The sequence below is a fragment of the Streptomyces pseudovenezuelae genome (genome assembly GCF_001513955.1).
In the GTDB taxonomy this organism is placed as follows: Bacteria; Actinomycetota; Actinomycetes; order Streptomycetales; family Streptomycetaceae; genus Streptomyces; species Streptomyces pseudovenezuelae.
Genome location: NZ_KQ948154.1, coordinates 294,731 through 310,603 on the forward strand (window position 1 = coordinate 294,731; position 15,873 = coordinate 310,603).

At 71.1% G+C, this 15,873-nt stretch carries 14 protein-coding genes; 4 read left to right on the forward strand and 10 right to left on the reverse strand.

Annotation, left to right across the window (positions count from 1 at the left end; genetic code table 11):
* Nucleotides 1-14: 14 nt before the first annotated feature.
* The 9 genes from gatB to AQI94_RS39910 all read right to left on the reverse strand — a co-directional run bounded on the left by gatB (nt 15) and on the right by AQI94_RS39910 (nt 10,917).
* Nucleotides 15-1,529 (reverse strand): Asp-tRNA(Asn)/Glu-tRNA(Gln) amidotransferase subunit GatB, encoded by a 1,515-nt coding sequence (gatB, locus tag AQI94_RS39870; protein ID WP_031051301.1) that lies wholly within the window; start codon nt 1,527-1,529, stop codon nt 15-17.
* A 15-nt stretch (nt 1,530-1,544) separates the two neighbouring features.
* Nucleotides 1,545-1,784 (reverse strand): hypothetical protein, encoded by a 240-nt coding sequence (locus tag AQI94_RS39875; protein WP_031051298.1) that lies wholly within the window; start codon nt 1,782-1,784, stop codon nt 1,545-1,547.
* The gene (gatA, locus tag AQI94_RS39880) at nt 1,781-3,283 is read right to left on the reverse strand and encodes an Asp-tRNA(Asn)/Glu-tRNA(Gln) amidotransferase subunit GatA (RefSeq protein ID WP_031051294.1); all 1,503 of its coding nucleotides are present in this window, start codon (nt 3,281-3,283) and stop codon (nt 1,781-1,783) included. The genes AQI94_RS39875 and gatA overlap by 4 nt, the downstream gene beginning before the upstream one ends.
* 5 nt (nt 3,284-3,288) lie before the next feature.
* Nucleotides 3,289-3,585, reverse strand: coding sequence for an Asp-tRNA(Asn)/Glu-tRNA(Gln) amidotransferase subunit GatC (gatC, locus tag AQI94_RS39885; protein ID WP_007384860.1), 297 nt, complete (start codon nt 3,583-3,585; stop codon nt 3,289-3,291).
* A gap of 189 nt (nt 3,586-3,774) precedes the next feature.
* Complete coding sequence (locus AQI94_RS39890; RefSeq protein ID WP_062230283.1) at nt 3,775-6,003, reverse strand: putative bifunctional diguanylate cyclase/phosphodiesterase; 2,229 nt, start codon at nt 6,001-6,003, stop codon at nt 3,775-3,777.
* A 272-nt stretch (nt 6,004-6,275) separates the two neighbouring features.
* On the reverse strand, nt 6,276-8,468 hold the full coding sequence (gene ligA / locus AQI94_RS39895; RefSeq protein ID WP_031061901.1) for an NAD-dependent DNA ligase LigA: 2,193 nt from the start codon (nt 8,466-8,468) through the stop codon (nt 6,276-6,278).
* Nucleotides 8,469-8,483: 15 nt separating this feature from the next.
* Nucleotides 8,484-9,485, reverse strand: a complete 1,002-nt coding sequence (locus tag AQI94_RS39900) for a methionine synthase (protein ID WP_031061902.1) — start codon at nt 9,483-9,485, stop codon at nt 8,484-8,486.
* Nucleotides 9,486-9,664: 179 nt separating this feature from the next.
* Nucleotides 9,665-10,354, reverse strand: coding sequence for an SDR family oxidoreductase (locus AQI94_RS39905; RefSeq protein WP_031061906.1), 690 nt, complete (start codon nt 10,352-10,354; stop codon nt 9,665-9,667).
* A 23-nt stretch (nt 10,355-10,377) separates the two neighbouring features.
* On the reverse strand, nt 10,378-10,917 hold the full coding sequence (locus AQI94_RS39910; RefSeq protein ID WP_031061909.1) for an LOG family protein: 540 nt from the start codon (nt 10,915-10,917) through the stop codon (nt 10,378-10,380).
* Between the two features lie 50 nt (nt 10,918-10,967).
* Here AQI94_RS39910 and AQI94_RS39915 point away from each other — a divergent pair, with 50 nt between their 5' ends.
* Nucleotides 10,968-11,291, forward strand: coding sequence for a DUF427 domain-containing protein (locus AQI94_RS39915; RefSeq protein ID WP_031061911.1), 324 nt, complete (start codon nt 10,968-10,970; stop codon nt 11,289-11,291).
* A gap of 37 nt (nt 11,292-11,328) precedes the next feature.
* Complete coding sequence (locus AQI94_RS39920; RefSeq protein ID WP_031061915.1) at nt 11,329-12,111, forward strand: alpha/beta fold hydrolase; 783 nt, start codon at nt 11,329-11,331, stop codon at nt 12,109-12,111.
* Nucleotides 12,112-12,249: 138 nt separating this feature from the next.
* On the opposite strand, the gene mnmA is transcribed toward AQI94_RS39920, so the two are convergent.
* On the reverse strand, nt 12,250-13,374 hold the full coding sequence (gene mnmA, locus AQI94_RS39925) for a tRNA 2-thiouridine(34) synthase MnmA (RefSeq protein WP_031054231.1): 1,125 nt from the start codon (nt 13,372-13,374) through the stop codon (nt 12,250-12,252).
* A 60-nt stretch (nt 13,375-13,434) separates the two neighbouring features.
* On the opposite strand from mnmA, the gene AQI94_RS39930 reads away from it, so the two are divergent.
* On the forward strand, nt 13,435-14,100 hold the full coding sequence (locus tag AQI94_RS39930) for an N-acetylmuramoyl-L-alanine amidase (protein ID WP_062230285.1): 666 nt from the start codon (nt 13,435-13,437) through the stop codon (nt 14,098-14,100).
* A 180-nt stretch (nt 14,101-14,280) separates the two neighbouring features.
* A complete protein-coding gene (locus tag AQI94_RS39935; protein ID WP_031052286.1) occupies nt 14,281-15,828 on the forward strand; it encodes a multicopper oxidase family protein in 1,548 nt (515 codons plus the stop codon).
* Nucleotides 15,829-15,873: the final 45 nt, after the last annotated feature.

Here is a 15,873-nt window from a genome sequence, read left to right on the forward strand (position 1 = left end):
CGCGGTGCTCCGGCTCAGCCCTCGCTGACGCCCAGCTTCTCCAGGATCAGTTCCTTGACGCGGGCCGCGTCGGCCTGACCGCGGGTGGCCTTCATGACCGCGCCGACCAGGGCGCCGGCCGCGGCGACCTTCCCGGAGCGGATCTTGTCGGCGATGCCCGGGTTGCCGGCGATGGCCTCGTCGACAGCGGTGCCGAGGGCACCCTCGTCGGAGACGACCTTCAGACCGCGCTTGTCGACGACCTCGTCCGGGGTGCCTTCGCCCGCGAGGACGCCTTCGATGACCTGGCGGGCCAGCTTGTCGTTCAGGTCACCCTTCGAGACCAGCTCGGTGACCCGGGCGACCTGCGCCGGGGTGATGGCCAGTTCGTCGAGCGCCTTGCCGGACTCGTTGGCGCTGCGGGCGAGTTCGCCCATCCACCACTTGCGGGCGGAGGCCGCGTCGGCGCCCGCGTCGATCGTGGCGACGATCAGGTCCAGGGCGCCGGCGTTGAGGATCGCCTGCATGTCCAGGGCCGTGATGCCCCACTCCGCGACGAGCCGGTTGCGGCGCACCAGCGGCAGCTCGGGCAGCGCGGCCCGGATCTCCTCGACCCACTCGCGCGAGGGGGCCACCGGAACGAGGTCCGGCTCGGGGAAGTACCGGTAGTCCTCGGCCTCCTCCTTCACGCGGCCCGAGGTCGTGGACCCCGTGTCCTCGTGGAAGTGCCGGGTCTCCTGGACGATCGTCCCGCCGGAGGAGAGGACCGCGGCGTGCCGCTGGATCTCGAAGCGGGCCGCGCGCTCCACGGACCTGAGCGAGTTGACGTTCTTCGTCTCGGACCGCGTGCCGAACTTCTCGCGGCCGTGCGGGCGCAGCGACAGGTTCACGTCGCAGCGCATCTGCCCCATCTCCATGCGGGCTTCCGAGACACCGAGCGCCTTGATGACCTCGCGCAGCTCGCGGACGTAGGCCCGCGCGACCTCGGGGGCCCGCTCGCCCGCGCCCTCGATCGGCTTGGTGACGATCTCGATGAGCGGGATACCGGCGCGGTTGTAGTCCAGGAGCGAGTGCGAGGCGCCGTGGATACGGCCCGTCGCGCCGCCCACGTGGGTCGACTTGCCGGTGTCCTCCTCCATGTGGGCGCGCTCGATCTCCACACGGAAGGTCTCGCCGTCCTCCAGCTGCACGTCGAGGTAGCCGTTGAAGGCGATCGGCTCGTCGTACTGGGAGGTCTGGAAGTTCTTCGGCATGTCCGGATAGAAGTAGTTCTTCCGGGCGAATCGGCACCACTCGGCGATCTCGCAGTTCAGCGCGAGGCCGATCTTGATGGCCGACTCGATGCCGATCGCGTTGACGACCGGGAGCGCGCCGGGCAGGCCGAGGCAGGTGGGGCAGGTCTGCGTGTTGGCGTCCTGGCCGAGCTCGGTCGAGCAGCCGCAGAACATCTTGGTCTTGGTGCCGAGTTCGACATGGACCTCAAGGCCCATGACGGGGTCGTACGACGCGAGTGCGTCCTCGTACGACACCAGGTCGGTCGTGATGGTCACGGTGTAACTTCCCTCTCAGCCCAGCAGGACGTCGTCGTCGCCCAGCCGCTTCAGCTCGCGGTACAGGACGGCGAGGCCGGTGACGACGGCGACGGCGGCCACGGTCGCGTCGATCAGGACCAGCGTGTCGCTCTCGGCGCGCGCCTTCTTGAGCCGCTTGGCGACACCGATGGCGCCGAAGGCCGTGGTGGCGATGGACAGATACGTGCCGGACTTGGACTTCTTGAAGTCCTTCGCCTTGGTCAGCTTGCTCACAGCGACGGTGCCTCCTCCAGGAGCGGGTGCCCCCACCTTTCCACGAAGGCTGCCTCGACGGCGGCGCCGACCTTGTAGAGCCGGTCGTCCTTCAGGGCCGGGGCGATGATCTGCAGCCCGACCGGGAGGTTGTCCTCCGGGGCGAGACCGCACGGCAGCGACATGGCCGCGTTGCCCGCCAGGTTGGTCGGGATGGTGCACAGGTCGGCCAGGTACATCGCCATCGGGTCGTCGGCGCGCTCGCCGATCGGGAAGGCGGTGGTCGGGGTCGTCGGGGAGACGATCACATCGACCTGCTCGAACGCCTTCTCGAAGTCGCGCGTGATGAGCGTGCGGACCTTCTGGGCGCTGCCGTAGTAGGCGTCGTAGTAGCCGCTCGACAGGGCGTACGTGCCGAGCATGATCCGGCGCTTGACCTCGGGGCCGAAGCCCTCCGCGCGGGTCAGCGAGGTGACCTCCTCGGCGGAGTGCGTGCCGTCGTCGCCGGTCCGCCGGCCGTAGCGCAGGCCGTCGAAGCGGGCGAGGTTGGAGGAGCACTCGGAGGGCGCGATCAGGTAGTACGCGGAGAGCGCCAGGTCGAAGGACGGGCAGTCCAGCTCGACGATCTCGGCGCCCAGCTCCTTGAGGAGGGCGACCGACTCGTCGAAGCGCTGGATGACACCGGCCTGGTAGCCCTCGCCGCGGAACTGCTTGACGACACCGACGCGCAGACCGGCGACGCTGCCGTTGCGGGCGGCCTCGACGACCGGCGGGACGGGCGCGTCGATCGACGTGGAGTCCAGCGGGTCGTGCCCGGCGATGACCTCGTGCAGCAGCGCCGCGTCCAGGACCGTACGGGCGCAGGGGCCGCCCTGGTCGAGGGAGCTGGAGAAGGCGACCATGCCGTAGCGGGAGACCGCTCCGTACGTGGGCTTGACGCCGACCGTGCCGGTGACGGCGGCCGGCTGGCGGATGGAGCCGCCGGTGTCGGTGCCGATGGCGAGGGGGGCCATGTGCGCGGCCAGCGCGGCGGAGGAGCCGCCGCCGGAGCCGCCGGGGATCCGGGTGAGGTCCCAGGGGTTGCCGGTCGGCCCGTAGGCGCTGTTCTCGGTGGAGGACCCCATGGCGAACTCGTCCATGTTGGTCTTGCCGAGGATGACGACGTCGGCGGCCTTGAGACGCTTGGTGAGGGTGGCGTCGTACGGCGGGATCCACCCCTCCAGGATCTTCGAGCCGACGGTCGTCGGGATGCCCTCGGTGGTGAAGATGTCCTTCAGCGCGAGCGGGACGCCGGCGAGCGGGCCGAGCTTCTCGCCCCGCTCCCGCTTCTCGTCGACGGCGCGGGCCTGCGCGAGCGCGCCCTCGCGGTCGACGTGCAGGAAGGCGTGCACCTTCTCGTCGACGGCCTCGATCCGGGCCAGGTGGGCCTCGGTGACCTGCACGGCCGTGAGCTCACCGGAAGCGATCTTCGCGGCGGTCTCGGCGGCGGTCAGCTTGATGATGGTGACGTTGTCCGTCATGGCGGTTAGTCCTCCCCCAGGATCTGCGGCACCTTGAAACGCTGCTGCTCCTGGGCCGGGGCGCCGGAGAGCGCCTGCTCGGGGGTGAGCGACGGACGGACCTCGTCCGCCCGCATGACGTTCGTCAGCGGGAGCGGGTGCGACGTCGGCGGTACGTCTTGATCGGCGACCTCACTGACGCGTGCGACCGCGCCGATGATGTCGTCCAGCTGTCCCGCGAAGTGCTCTAGCTCTTCGGGCTTCAGCTCCAGACGCGCCAGCCGTGCGAGGTGGGCGACCTCCTCGCGCGTGATGCCAGGCATGCAGCGATCCTCTGGGGTGAGTGTGTGTGGTTCGGGGCCCAATCCTATGGCGCGGTGACCTCTGGCTGTTAAACGGATTCGCAAGGGGGGTGCCCGAGTCCGTCGTGGAGCGGCCGCGGGTACGTCGTGGCTTGTCGCGCAGTTCCCCGCGCCCCTGAAGACAAAAGCCGCACAGGTCGGCCGGAATGTTCACTCCGCCGCAGGCAGCGCTGCCCTCGGTCGCTGCCAGCCCCGCGACCCCCGCGCCAGCAGCCACGCCGTCGTCTCCTCCGGGGGCATCGCCGCCGCCACCAGCCAGCCCTGTACGGCGTCGCAGCCCATGTCGCGCAGTCGCTCCCAGGTCTCGTCGTCCTCCACGCCCTCCGCCACCACCAGCAGGCCCAGCGAGTGGGCGAGGTCGACGGTGCAGCGGACGATCTCCGCGTCCTCGGTGTCGACGGCCAGCTTGGCCACGAAGGAACGGTCGATCTTCAGTTCGCTGACGGGCAGGCGGCGCAGGTGGACCAGGGAGGAGTAGCCGGTGCCGAAGTCGTCCAGGGACATCTTCACGCCGTGCCCGGTCAGGGCGGCGAGGGTGTCCGCGGCCCGTGAGGGGTCTTCGAGGAGGACGTGTTCGGTGATCTCCAGCTGGAGGGCGCCCGCGGGGACGCCGTGCCGGGCGAGGCGCGCGGCCACCGAGCCGGCGAAGCCCGGGGTGTGCACGTCACGCGGGGAGACATTGACCGCCACCGGGACGTACAGACCCTGCGCCCGCCACTCGGCGACCTGGGCGAGGGCCGTGTCGAGGACGTACTCGGTCAGGTGGGGCATCAGCCCGGACGACTCGGCGATCGCGATGAACTCGTCCGGTGGTACCCGCCCGCGCTCCGGGTGCACCCAGCGCACCAGGGCCTCCAGACCGGCGACCTGTCCGTCGAAGCGCACCTTGGGCTGGTAGTGCAGCTGCACCTCGTGCGCGTCCAGGGCCCGGCGCAGATCGCCGAGGAGGCCGAGCCGGTCGGGGGTGTTGGAGTCCCGCTTGGACTCGTAGACCTCTACGCCGGTACGGTCCCGCTTGGCCTGGTACATCGCCACGTCCGCCCGCCGCAGCAGCCCCTCGGCGTCCACGGCGTGGTCGGGGAAGACGGCGACCCCGGCGCTGGCCTCCAGGACGAGGGTGAGCCCGTCGAGGTCGAGCGGGGAGCTGAGGGCGGCGACCAGGTTGCGGGCGACCCGGGTCGCGGAGGTCGTGGAGTCGGCGACCGGCAGTAAGACGGCGAACTCGTCGCCGCCGAGCCGCGCCGCCTCCGCCCCGCGCGGCAGCGCGATCCGCAGCCGGTCGGCGATCTGGAGGAGCAGCCGGTCACCGGCGAGATGGCCCAGGGTGTCGTTGACCGAGCGGAAACGGTCGAGGTCGATGAGCATCAGCGCGGACCGGGCGTCGATGCGCTCGGCGTCGTCCAGGGCGCTCCAGATGCGCTCCAGGAGCCACTGTCGGTTGGGCAGTCCGGTCAGCGGGTCGCGCAGCTGCTCCTCGGCGCGGGCCCGGGCCATCCACAGGGTGGAGTCGAGGGCGATGAGGGGGATCGAGAACAGCGGCAGCAGCACCGGCTTGGCGGCGGCGACCACACAGACCAGCGGGGCGATGCCGAGCAGCGCGACCGCGACCAGTCCCTGTCTGACCAGGGCGGTGCGGGCCACGGTGGGCAGACCCGCGTGGCCGGAGGAGTGCAGATACCAGCCCAGGGCCCGGGTGACCGCGAGATAGGCCACGGCGACCAGGACCACCTCGGGTCCGGTGTAGAAGGTCCAGGTGTCGGGGTTCCAGGGGGTCTCGACGGACGGCGACTGGCCGAACGCGGCGAGGACCAGGGCGCCGGCGGCTATGCCGAGGATGTCCACCGCGCCGTGCAGGATGCCCTGCCGCCAGCGGTGGCGCCTGGCTATGCCGACCAGCAGCACCACGGTGAGGCTGACCAGGCCGGCGGACACCCAGCCGTACAGCAGCAGGACGGCGAGGGTCAGGGCGGCGCCCGAGCCGGTGCCGCCCCACCAGCGGGCCCTGCCGAGGGCGACCAGGTGGCCGACGATGACTCCGGTCAGCACGGCCAGCGACCAGCCGACGGTGCCGGACGGGAAGAGCGCGTGACCGCCGGTGAACGCCCGGTAGAAGCCCGCGCCCAGCACGAAGCCGGCCGCCGCGACGACCGACGTGGGCAGTGCGGGCCAGGACAGGTGCCGGTCGGTGTCGGGGTCCGGCACACCGGGGGCGCGCTCGGCGGTGAGCTGGGCGGCGCTCGCGGCCGCGGTGTACTGTCCGGCGGCCCGGCCCTCCGCGCCCGGATGCTCCGAAGGCCGCCCGGCCCACCGGCTCGCCCGCAGGGCGCCGGTGAGCCGGCGCAGCCGTGAGTCCGGGGCGGCGCTCTCGGTCGGTTCCATTCCCGTCCCTCTCACAGCCGGCGGTGCCCACGCCACGCGGCTCGTTCGCCCGACAAAACCCTCGACGGCGCCGCGTTGGAAAACCCTTCCCCCGGCTCATCAGGAGCAGGGGGATGCCCCGACCGCAGCTGGGCACGGCAGGCGCACATCTCAACAGTAGGCCGCAGAAGGCTTCCACGGGCAGCGGTCGTCGACGGTTGCCCGAATGCGCCCCGGCCACCCGTATGCATCTGGTATGCGCCGATCGGGTGGCCTTCAACCGCCGCTCCGCGCTACTCCTCCGTGGGAAGCGCCACATCGGTGGCCGCCTCGGGGCCCTGCTCCAACAGGACGTCGAAGCCGTCCTCGTTCAGGACAGGGACCTTGAGTTGCATCGCTTTGTCGTACTTGGAGCCCGGATTGTCACCCACGACGACGAAAGACGTCTTCTTCGAAACCGACCCGGTCACTTTCGCCCCCCTGGATTGCAGCGCCTCTTTGGCCCCGTCCCGGGTGAAGCGCTCCAGGGTGCCGGTGACCACGACGGTGAGCCCTTCGAGGGGACGCGGGCCCTCGTCCTCCCCCGAGCCCTCCTCCTCCGTGCGCACGCCCGCGGCCTTCCACTTGCGCAGGATCTCCTGGTGCCAGTCCTCCGCGAACCACTCCTTGAGGGATCTGGCGATGATCGGGCCGACACCGTCGGTGTTCGCCAGCTCCTCCTCGCTCGCCTGCTCGATGCGGTCGATCGAGCGGAAGTTGCGCGCCAGCGCCTCGGCGGCGACCGGGCCGACATGGCGGATCGACAGACCGGTCAGGACGCGGGCGAGCGGACGCTCCTTGGCGGCGGCGATGTTCTCCAGCATGGCGACGGCGTTCTTCTTCGGCTCGCCCTGCTGGTTGGCGAAGACCGTGGCGACCTTCTCCTCGCCGGTCTTCGGGTCGCGCTTGGGCAGCCCGCTGTCCTGGTCGAGGACGTACGCCTTGATGGGCAGCAGCTGCTCGATGGTGAGGTCGAACAGGTCGCCCTCGTCGGTCAGCGGCGGATCCGAGGGCTCCAGCGGCTTGGTGAGCGCTGCCGCGGCGACGTAACCGAAGTGCTCGATGTCCAGCGACTTGCGGCCCGCGAGATAGAACAGGCGTTCGCGCAACTGGGCGGGGCAGGTGCGGGCGTTGGGGCAGCGCAGGTCGACGTCGCCCTCCTTCATGGGCCGCAGCGCGGTGCCGCACTCGGGGCACTCGGCCGGCATCACGAACTCGCGCTCGCTGCCGTCGCGCAGGTCGACGACCGGGCCGAGGATCTCGGGGATCACGTCACCGGCCTTGCGCAGCACCACGGTGTCGCCGATGAGGACGCCCTTGAGCTTGACGACGTCCTGGTTGTGCAGGGTGGCGAACTCGACCTCGGAGCCGGCCACCGTCACCGGCTCGACCTGGGCGTACGGCGTGACCCGGCCCGTACGGCCCACGCCCACCCGGATGTTGATGAGCTTGGTGTTGACCTCCTCGGGCGCGTACTTGTACGCGATCGCCCAGCGCGGGGCGCGGGAGGTCGAGCCGAGACGGCCCTGGAGCGGGATCTCGTCGAGCTTGACGACGGCCCCGTCGATCTCGTGCTCCACGGAGTGGCGGTTCTCGCCGAAGTAGGCGATGAACTCCCGCACACCGTCGAGACCGTCGACCACCTTGTTGTGCTTCGCGGTGGGCAGGCCCCAGGACTTGAGGAGGTCGTAGCCCTGGGAGAGGCGGGTCATGCCGGTGAAGCCCTCCAGGGCGCCGATGCCGTGCACGACCATGTGGAGGGGGCGGGTGGCGGTGACGCGCGGGTCCTTCTGGCGCAGTGAACCGGCCGCCGCGTTGCGCGGGTTGGCGAAGGGCTTGTCGCCGGCCTCGACCAGACGGGCGTTGAGCTCCTCGAACTTCTCCATCGGGAAGTAGACCTCGCCGCGGACCTCCACGAGGTCGGGGACCTTGTCGCCGGTGAGACGGTCCGGGATCTCGGCGATGGTGCGGACGTTGGGCGTGATGTCCTCGCCGGTGCGGCCGTCGCCGCGGGTGGCCGCGCGGGTGAGGCGGCCGTGCTCGTAGGTGAGGTTGACGGCGAGCCCGTCCACCTTGAGCTCGCACAGCAGGTGGTAGTCGGTGGTGCCGACGTCCTTGGCCACCCGCTCCGCCCAGGCCGCCAGCTCCTCGTCGCTGAACGCGTTGTCCAGGGAGAGCATCCGGGAGCGGTGCTGGACGGACGTGAACTCGGTCTCGTACGCGCCCGCGACCTTCTGGGTCGGCGAGTCGGGGGTGCGCAGCTCGGGGTACTCCTCCTCCAGGGCTTCGAGGGAGCGCAGGAGCTTGTCGAAGTCGGCGTCGCTGACGACCGGCGCGTCGTTCACGTAGTACCGGAAGCGGTGCTCCTCGATCTGCTCAGCGAGCTGCGCGTGCTTCTCCCGTGCCTCCGCGGGCACCGTCGTCTCCGCTTGCTTGTCGCCGGCCACCGTGTTGTCCTCCCGTTACTCTGGGTTGTCCGCGAGGGATCTCGCCGCCTGGGCGCAGTGGGCGAGAGCCTTGCGCGCGTACTCCGGGGAGGCCCCCGCGAGTCCGCACGACGGAGTGACCGTGACCGCCTCCGCGAGAAGTCCCGGATGCAGCCCCAGCCTGCGCCACAGCGTCCTGACACCCATGACGCTACCGGCAGGGTCTGACAATGCGGTGTCCGTGCCCGGCACGACACCGGCGAAGAGCCTCGTGCCCCCTTCCACCGCCTCACCGATCGCGTCGTCGTCACGCTCGGTGAGGAGCGAGAGGTCGAAGGAGACCGCCGCCGCACCCGCCCTCCGCAGCAGGGCGAAGGGGACGTCCGGTGCGCACGAGTGGACCACGACGGGCCCGTCCGCGTGAACCCCGACGACATCGCGCAGGCCGGCCTCCACGACCTGCCGGTCCACGGCCCGGTGGGTCCGGTATCCGCTGGCCGACCTCACGTGTCCGCGCAGCACGGCGATGAGGGAGGGCTCGTCGAGCTGGAGCACGATCTGCGCGCCGGGCACCCGGGCCCGGACGTCCTCCAGGTGCAGCCGCAGCCCCTCCGCGAGCGAGGCGGCGAGGTCCCGGCAGGCGCCGGGGTCCGAGAGGGCCACCTCGCCGTTCCTCAGCTCCAGCGCGGCGGCGAGCGTCCAGGGCCCGACGGCCTGCACCTTGAGCTGCCCCTCGTACCCCTGGGTGAACTCCTCCAGGGCGTCGAGGTCCTCCCCCAGCCAGGACCGGGCCCGCTTGGTGTCCCGGCCGGGCCGGTCCCCGATCCGCCACCCGCTGGGCTCCACGCGCGCGTACAGCTCGACGAGCATGCCCGCGGTACGGCCGATCATGTCGGCGCCGGGGCCGCGGGCGGGCAGTTCGGGCAGGAACGGGAAGTCCTCGAAGGAGCCGGTGGCGGTCCTGGCGGCCTCACGGGCGTCGCCGCCGGGGAGGGAGCCGATGCCGGTGGCGGGGGCGAAGCGGATGTCTGCGGTCACGTGCGAAGCCTACGTAGGTCGCGGCGAGGGCGTTCTCGCCCCCGCCGCCCCTGCCCGTCCCATCCCTGGGGGCTGCGCCCCCAGACCCCCATCGGCCCTGAACGGGCCTCGTCCTCAAACGCCGGACGGGCTGATTTCAGCCCCTCCGGCGTTTGAGGAGCAGGGTAGAAGGAAAGTCCTCAGCGCCCGGGACGCACCGTCAGGTCGTTGATCTCCGCGTCCCTCGGCAGATCGATCGCCGTGAGGATCGTCGTTGCCACCGACTCCGGGTCGATCCACCGCGCGGGGTCGTACTCCTTGCCCTCCTGCTGATGGACCTTGGCCTGCATGGGACTCGCGGTGCGACCGGGGTAGACCGAGGTGACGCGGACGCCGTTCGTGTGCTCCTCGTGGCGCAGCGAGTCCGCGAGGGCCTTCAGGCCGTGCTTGGAGGCGGCGTAGGCGGACCAGTCGGCGTGCGCGTTCAGACCCGCGCCGGAGTTCACGAACACCACATGGCCCCGGGCCAGCCGGAGTTGGGGCAGGAAGTGGCGGGTCAGCTCGGCCGGGGCGATCAGGTTGACGTTCAGCTGGTGACGCCAGGACTTGGGGGTCAGCTCGGCGACCGGGCCGAGGTCGACCACGCCGGCGATGTGCAGCAGGGAGTCCACCCGGTCCGGCAGCGTCTGGTGCGAGAAGGCCCAGCTCAGCTTGTCGGGGTCGGCCAGGTCCCCGACCAGGGTCCGCGCCCCTGGGAACTGTGCCGCCAGTTCCTTCGCGCGGCCAGCGTCACGCGCGTGCAGCACGAGTTCGTCCCCGCGCGCGTGCAGCCGCCGGGCCACCGCCGCGCCGATGCCTGAGCCCGCTCCGGTGATCACATGTGTAGCCATGCCGCCATGCTCGCATCACGGGGTCAGCCCTTACCGAGCGACTCCTCCAGGTACGCCAGCGCCCCCACCGGCTCCTCCGCGAAGAACACCAGGTCGGTGAGCGGGCGCGGCAGGAAGCCCTCGTCCTCCATGCGCCGGAACTGCTCCTTCAGCCCGTCGTAGAAGCCCGCCGTGTTCAGCAGCACGACCGGCTTCTCGGTGTGCCCGTGCTTCTTCAGCTCCAGGATCTCGGTCGCCTCGTCGAGGGTGCCCGTGCCGCCCACCATGATCACCACGGCGTCGGCCTTCTCCAGGAGCAGCCTCTTGCGCTCGGCGAGGTCCTTCGTGATCACCATCTCGTCCACGCCGGGACGGACCTTGGCGGCCAGAAACTGGACCGAGACCCCGACGAGCCGGCCGCCCGCCTCCTGCACCCCGTCCGCGACGACCTTCATCAGGCCCACGTCCGAGCCGCCCCACACAAGGGTGTGCCCGCCCTTGCCCAGCAGCTTCGCGAACTCCCGCGCGGGGCGCGTGTAGCGGTCGTCGAGGTCGGCGGCGGAGAGGAAGACGCAGATTCGCATGAGATCACCGTACGCGGGAAGAACCCGGGGCCCGCGCGTGCTTTTCCGGTATGGCCGAAGGACACACGATCACCATCGAGCAAGTCGACCAGCACGTGCGCGTGGTGCACGGCGACCAGGTCCTCGCGGAGAGCGAACGAGCCCTCGTACTGCGCGAGACGGGCTGTCCCGCGCGCTACTACCTCCCCGCCGAGGACGTACGACTCGACCTGCTGACCCCCTCCGACACCCACACCTACTGCCCGTTCAAGGGCACCGCGTCCTACTGGTCGCTGCCGGACGCGCCCGACCTGGTGTGGTCCTATCCCGAGCCGAAGCCCGCCGTCGCCGAGATCAAGGACCACCTCTGTTTCTACGAGGTCGACGTGTCCTGACCGATGACTCCGCCGCCGTACGGCAGTCTCCACAGGCATGGACAAGAAGACTCTCTCCCGCGACGGCACTCCGATCGCGTACGAACGCACCGGACAGGGGCCGGCGGTCATCCTCGTCAGCGGCGCGATGTCCACGGGCGGCACGGTCGCGCCCCTGGCCGTGCCGCTGTCCGAGCGGTTCGACGTCCTCGTCTACGACCGCCGGGGGCGCGGCGCGAGCGGCGACACGGCCCCCTACGCGGTGGCCCGTGAGGTCGAGGACCTCGCCGCGCTCATCGAGACGGCGGGCGGCGAGGCGAGCCTGTGCGGCATCTCGTCCGGCGGTGCGCTGGTCCTGGAGGCCGCGGCGAGCGGGCTGCCGGTCCGGCGGGTCGCCGTGTACGAGACGCCGTTCGCCGACTTCCTCGACGGCGGCGCCGAGGGGAACGCCGCGTACACCCGAAACCTGGACGCGGCGCTCGCCGAGGGGCGCCGCGGGGACGCGGTGGAGCTGTTCCTGCGGCTCACCGGCATGGGCGAGGAGATGATCCAGGGCGCCCGCCAGTCCCCCATGTGGCCCGGCATGGAGGCGGTCGCCCCGACCCTCGCCTACGACAACGCGGTCATGGCCGGCGGTCTGGTCCCCCGGGACCGGCTGGCCTCGATCACGGTCCCGGTGCTGGCCGTCGCGGGCGGCGCGAGCCCCGAGTGGATGCGCGAGGGCACCAGGGCGGTCGCGGAGGCGGCCCCGAAGGGCTCGTACCGCGTCCTGGAGGGCCAGACCCACATGGTCGACCCGGCCGCCGTGGCCCCGGTCCTCGCGGAGTTCTTCACGGACTGACGGGCCGGCGACGAGTCGCGGGCGGGGCTTGGGCGCGCGGGCACGGAGCGTTCGACGCGCGCGTCCCGCCCACGTCGGCGTGCCTCGCGTGCGGCACCACCCCCGCGCTCGACGCCCCCGCGCCCGGCGCCCGGGCCGTCAGGCCACGCCCGCCCGTACGCGCACCGTGGACGCGATCGTCGCCGAGCCCACCACCCGCGTGTCGTCGTACAGCACGATCGCCTGGCCCGGGGCCACCCCGCGGACCGGCTCCGTGAAGCTGACCTCCAGGGCGCCGTCGACGAGTTCGGCGGTGACCTCGGTCTCGCCGCCGTGGGCGCGGAGCTGAGCGGTGTAGGTACCGGGGCCGACCGGAGCGGTACCGCACCACCGGGGCTTGATCGCGCTCAGGGCGGTCACGTCCAGGGCCGCGGCCGGGCCCACCGTCACCGTGTTGTTCACCGGCGAGATGTCGAGGACATAGCGCGGCTTGCCGTCGGCGGCCGGGGTGCCGATGCGCAGCCCCTTGCGCTGGCCGATCGTGAAGCCGTACGCGCCCTCGTGGGTGCCGACCTTCGCGCCCGACTCGTCGACGATGTCGCCCTCCGCCTTCCCCAGCCGATGGGCGAGGAAGCCCTGGGTGTCGCCGTCGGCGATGAAGCAGATGTCGTGCGAGTCGGGCTTCTTGGCGACCGCCAGGCCCCGGCGCTCGGCCTCGGCGCGGATCTCGTCCTTGGTGGTGACGGTGTCGCCGAGCGGGAACAGGGCGTGCGCCAGCTGCTTCTCGTCCAGGACGCCGAGGACGTAGGACTGGTCCTTCGCCATGTCGGAGGCGCGGTGCAGCTCGCGGGAGCCGTCCTCGCCCACCAGGACCTTCGCGTAGTGGCCCGTGCACACCGCGTCGAAGCCCAGCGCGAGCGCCTTGTCGAGCAGCGCGGCGAACTTGATCTTCTCGTTGCAGCGCAGGCAGGGGTTGGGGGTGCGGCCGGCCTCGTACTCGGCGACGAAGTCCTCGACGACGTCCTCGCGGAAGCGGTCTGCGAGGTCCCAGACGTAGAACGGGATGCCGATGACGTCGGCGGCGCGGCGGGCGTCGCGCGAGTCCTCGATGGTGCAACAGCCACGCGCGCCCGTGCGGAACGATTGAGGGTTCGCGGAGAGGGCGAGGTGGACGCCGGTCACGTCATGGCCGGCCTCGGCGGCACGGGCGGCGGCGACGGCGGAGTCCACTCCTCCGGACATGGCGGCGAGAACGCGAAGAGGGCGCTGCGTGGTGTCAGTCATAACCCTTCAAGAGTACGGGGACGCGGGAACCGGGGCGCCCGGGTATCCGTTGACGACCACATGGGGGCGACAGAGGGTTCCGGGGACACCGACCGCCGCATCGGCCGGCGGGCGCTGCTCATCGGCGGGACGGCGGCCGCCGTGGGCACGGCGGTGCTGGCCCGCGACGAGCTGGCGCGGCTGTGGTGGCGGGCGCCGGGAGTGGAGAAGCCCCGGGTCGAGGGCGCGGTCGACTTCCGCGGCGCGCAGTGGGTGGCGGCCTCCGACGCGAACTGGCGGCGCGCGGACCGGCCCGACGACTACGGCATAGACATGGTGGTCATCCATGTCACCCAGGGCAGTTTCGCCAGCGCGGTGAAGGTGTTCCAGGACCCGGGACACGGGGCGGCGGCGCACTACATCGTGCGCAGGGACGGGCACATCACGCAGATGATCCGCGAGCTGGACGTGGCGTACCACGCGGGCAACCGCGCCTACAACGAACGCAGTGTGGGCATCGAGCACGAGGGCTTCGTCGACCGGCCCGAGGACTTCACGGACGCGATGTACGCGGCCTCGGCGCGGCTCACGGCCCGGATATGCGCGCGGTACGCCGTCCCCGTCGACCGCGAGCACATCATCGGCCATGTCGAGGTGCCGGGGACGGACCACACCGACCCGGGCGAACACTGGGACTGGGACCGATACATGGGGCTGGTGCGGCGGGCGCGGAGTGCCTCCGCGTAGGTATGAACTTCCGGCCACGCTCGCGCGCCCGACATGTCCCGCGCCCCGATCATGACCTGCGGGCCGTCGACTTGGCTTTTCTTCAAGAGAGTTGACGGGGCTCCGGCTTCACAGCGTTGCGGGCTCGCACCCAACTTCACCTCAGTTCTCCCACAGACCGTGGCCCGAGGCTCCCTGGCCATGACACACACCACAGGGCCGGACAGAGGCGCGCACGCGCGAGACGGCCGGAAGACCAAGGGCGAGCACACCAAGGAGAGCGGGGGCCGCAAGGGGCTGCACCGCAGGAAGTTCCTCGGCGGGATGGCGGGGGTGGGCCTCGGGGCCGTGGGAGCGGCGGGGGCCGCCTTCTCCCTGCTGACCGAGGGCACCCGCAGCAAGGCGGCCGCCGCGACGGACGGCACCCTCACCATCCCGGACCTGCTGGAGGGCACCACCTCCGACGGCACGACCACCTTCACGCTGGCGGCCCAGACCGGCACCGCCGAGGTGCTCAGCGGCGTCACCAGCACCACCGCGGGGTACAACCAGTCGTTCCTCGGCCCCACTCTGAAGTGGACCAACGGCGACACCGTGCTGCTGAACATCACCAACGGCCTCGACGAGGACACCACCGTCCACTTCCACGGCGCCCACGTCCCGGCCGAGATGGACGGCGGACCGCAGAGCGCCTTCGCCGCCGGGACGACCTGGTCCCCCACCTTCACCGTCCTCGACGAGGCGAAGACCCTCTGGTACCACCCGCACGCCCTGGGCACCACGGCCGAGCAGGCCACCCACGGCCTGGCCGGGATGATCATCGTGGAGGACGACTCCGACACCTCCGCCGCGCTGCCCGGCGACTACGGCGTGGACGACATCCCGCTGATCTTCCAGTGCCTGGCCGTGGACAGCGCCGGTGACATCAAGTACGACCAGAGCGGCTACCTCAGCTCCGGCCTCAGCTTCCCGGTGCTGGTCAACGGCGAGAACGTCGACGACACCACCCTCGCCTTCGCCGCCACCAAGACCCGCAACCGCTTCCGGGCGCTCAACGCCTCCCCCTCCGACATCATCACCCTCCAGCGCAGCGACGGGGGCACACTGACCCAGATCGCCACCGACCAGGGCTATCTGGCGGAGGCGGCCGAAGTGACCACCATCCGCCTGGTGGCCGGAGCGCGCGCCGAGTTCGTCATGGACGTCACCGAGGACGTCACCCTCCAGGCGGTCATCACGACCGGCTGGATCCGCGGCGGCTCCGGCACCTACGACTTCCTCACCGTCACGGCCGGCGGCACCGACACCCCGGACGACCTGCCGAGCACCCTCAACACCATCGAGCGGTACGACACCTCCGACTTCACGGCGCGCACCATCACCCTCAGCAACACCGGCGCGACCATGAAGATCAACGGCTCCGCCGGACTCACCATGGCCGGCATGACGATGATCAGCACCACGCTGGGCGCGAAGGAGATCTGGACCATCACCAACGCCAGTCAGCTGGAGCACTCGTTCCATCTGCACGACGTGCCGTACCAGCTCATCTCCGTCAACGGCGAGGAGCCCACGGGGGTCGGCCTCGGCTGGTACGACACGTACGAGGTCGTCGGCGGCGGCGAGATCGTGATCGCGATGGAGTTCACCGACTTCGCCGACGACACCTACATGTACATGCTCCACTGCCATCTGCTGCAGCACGAGGACGAGGGGATGATGGCCTCCCTCATGGTCACGGAGAGCTGAGAGCGGAGAACGGCTGCCGCCGGCAGCGCCGGCGTCGGCGGCAGC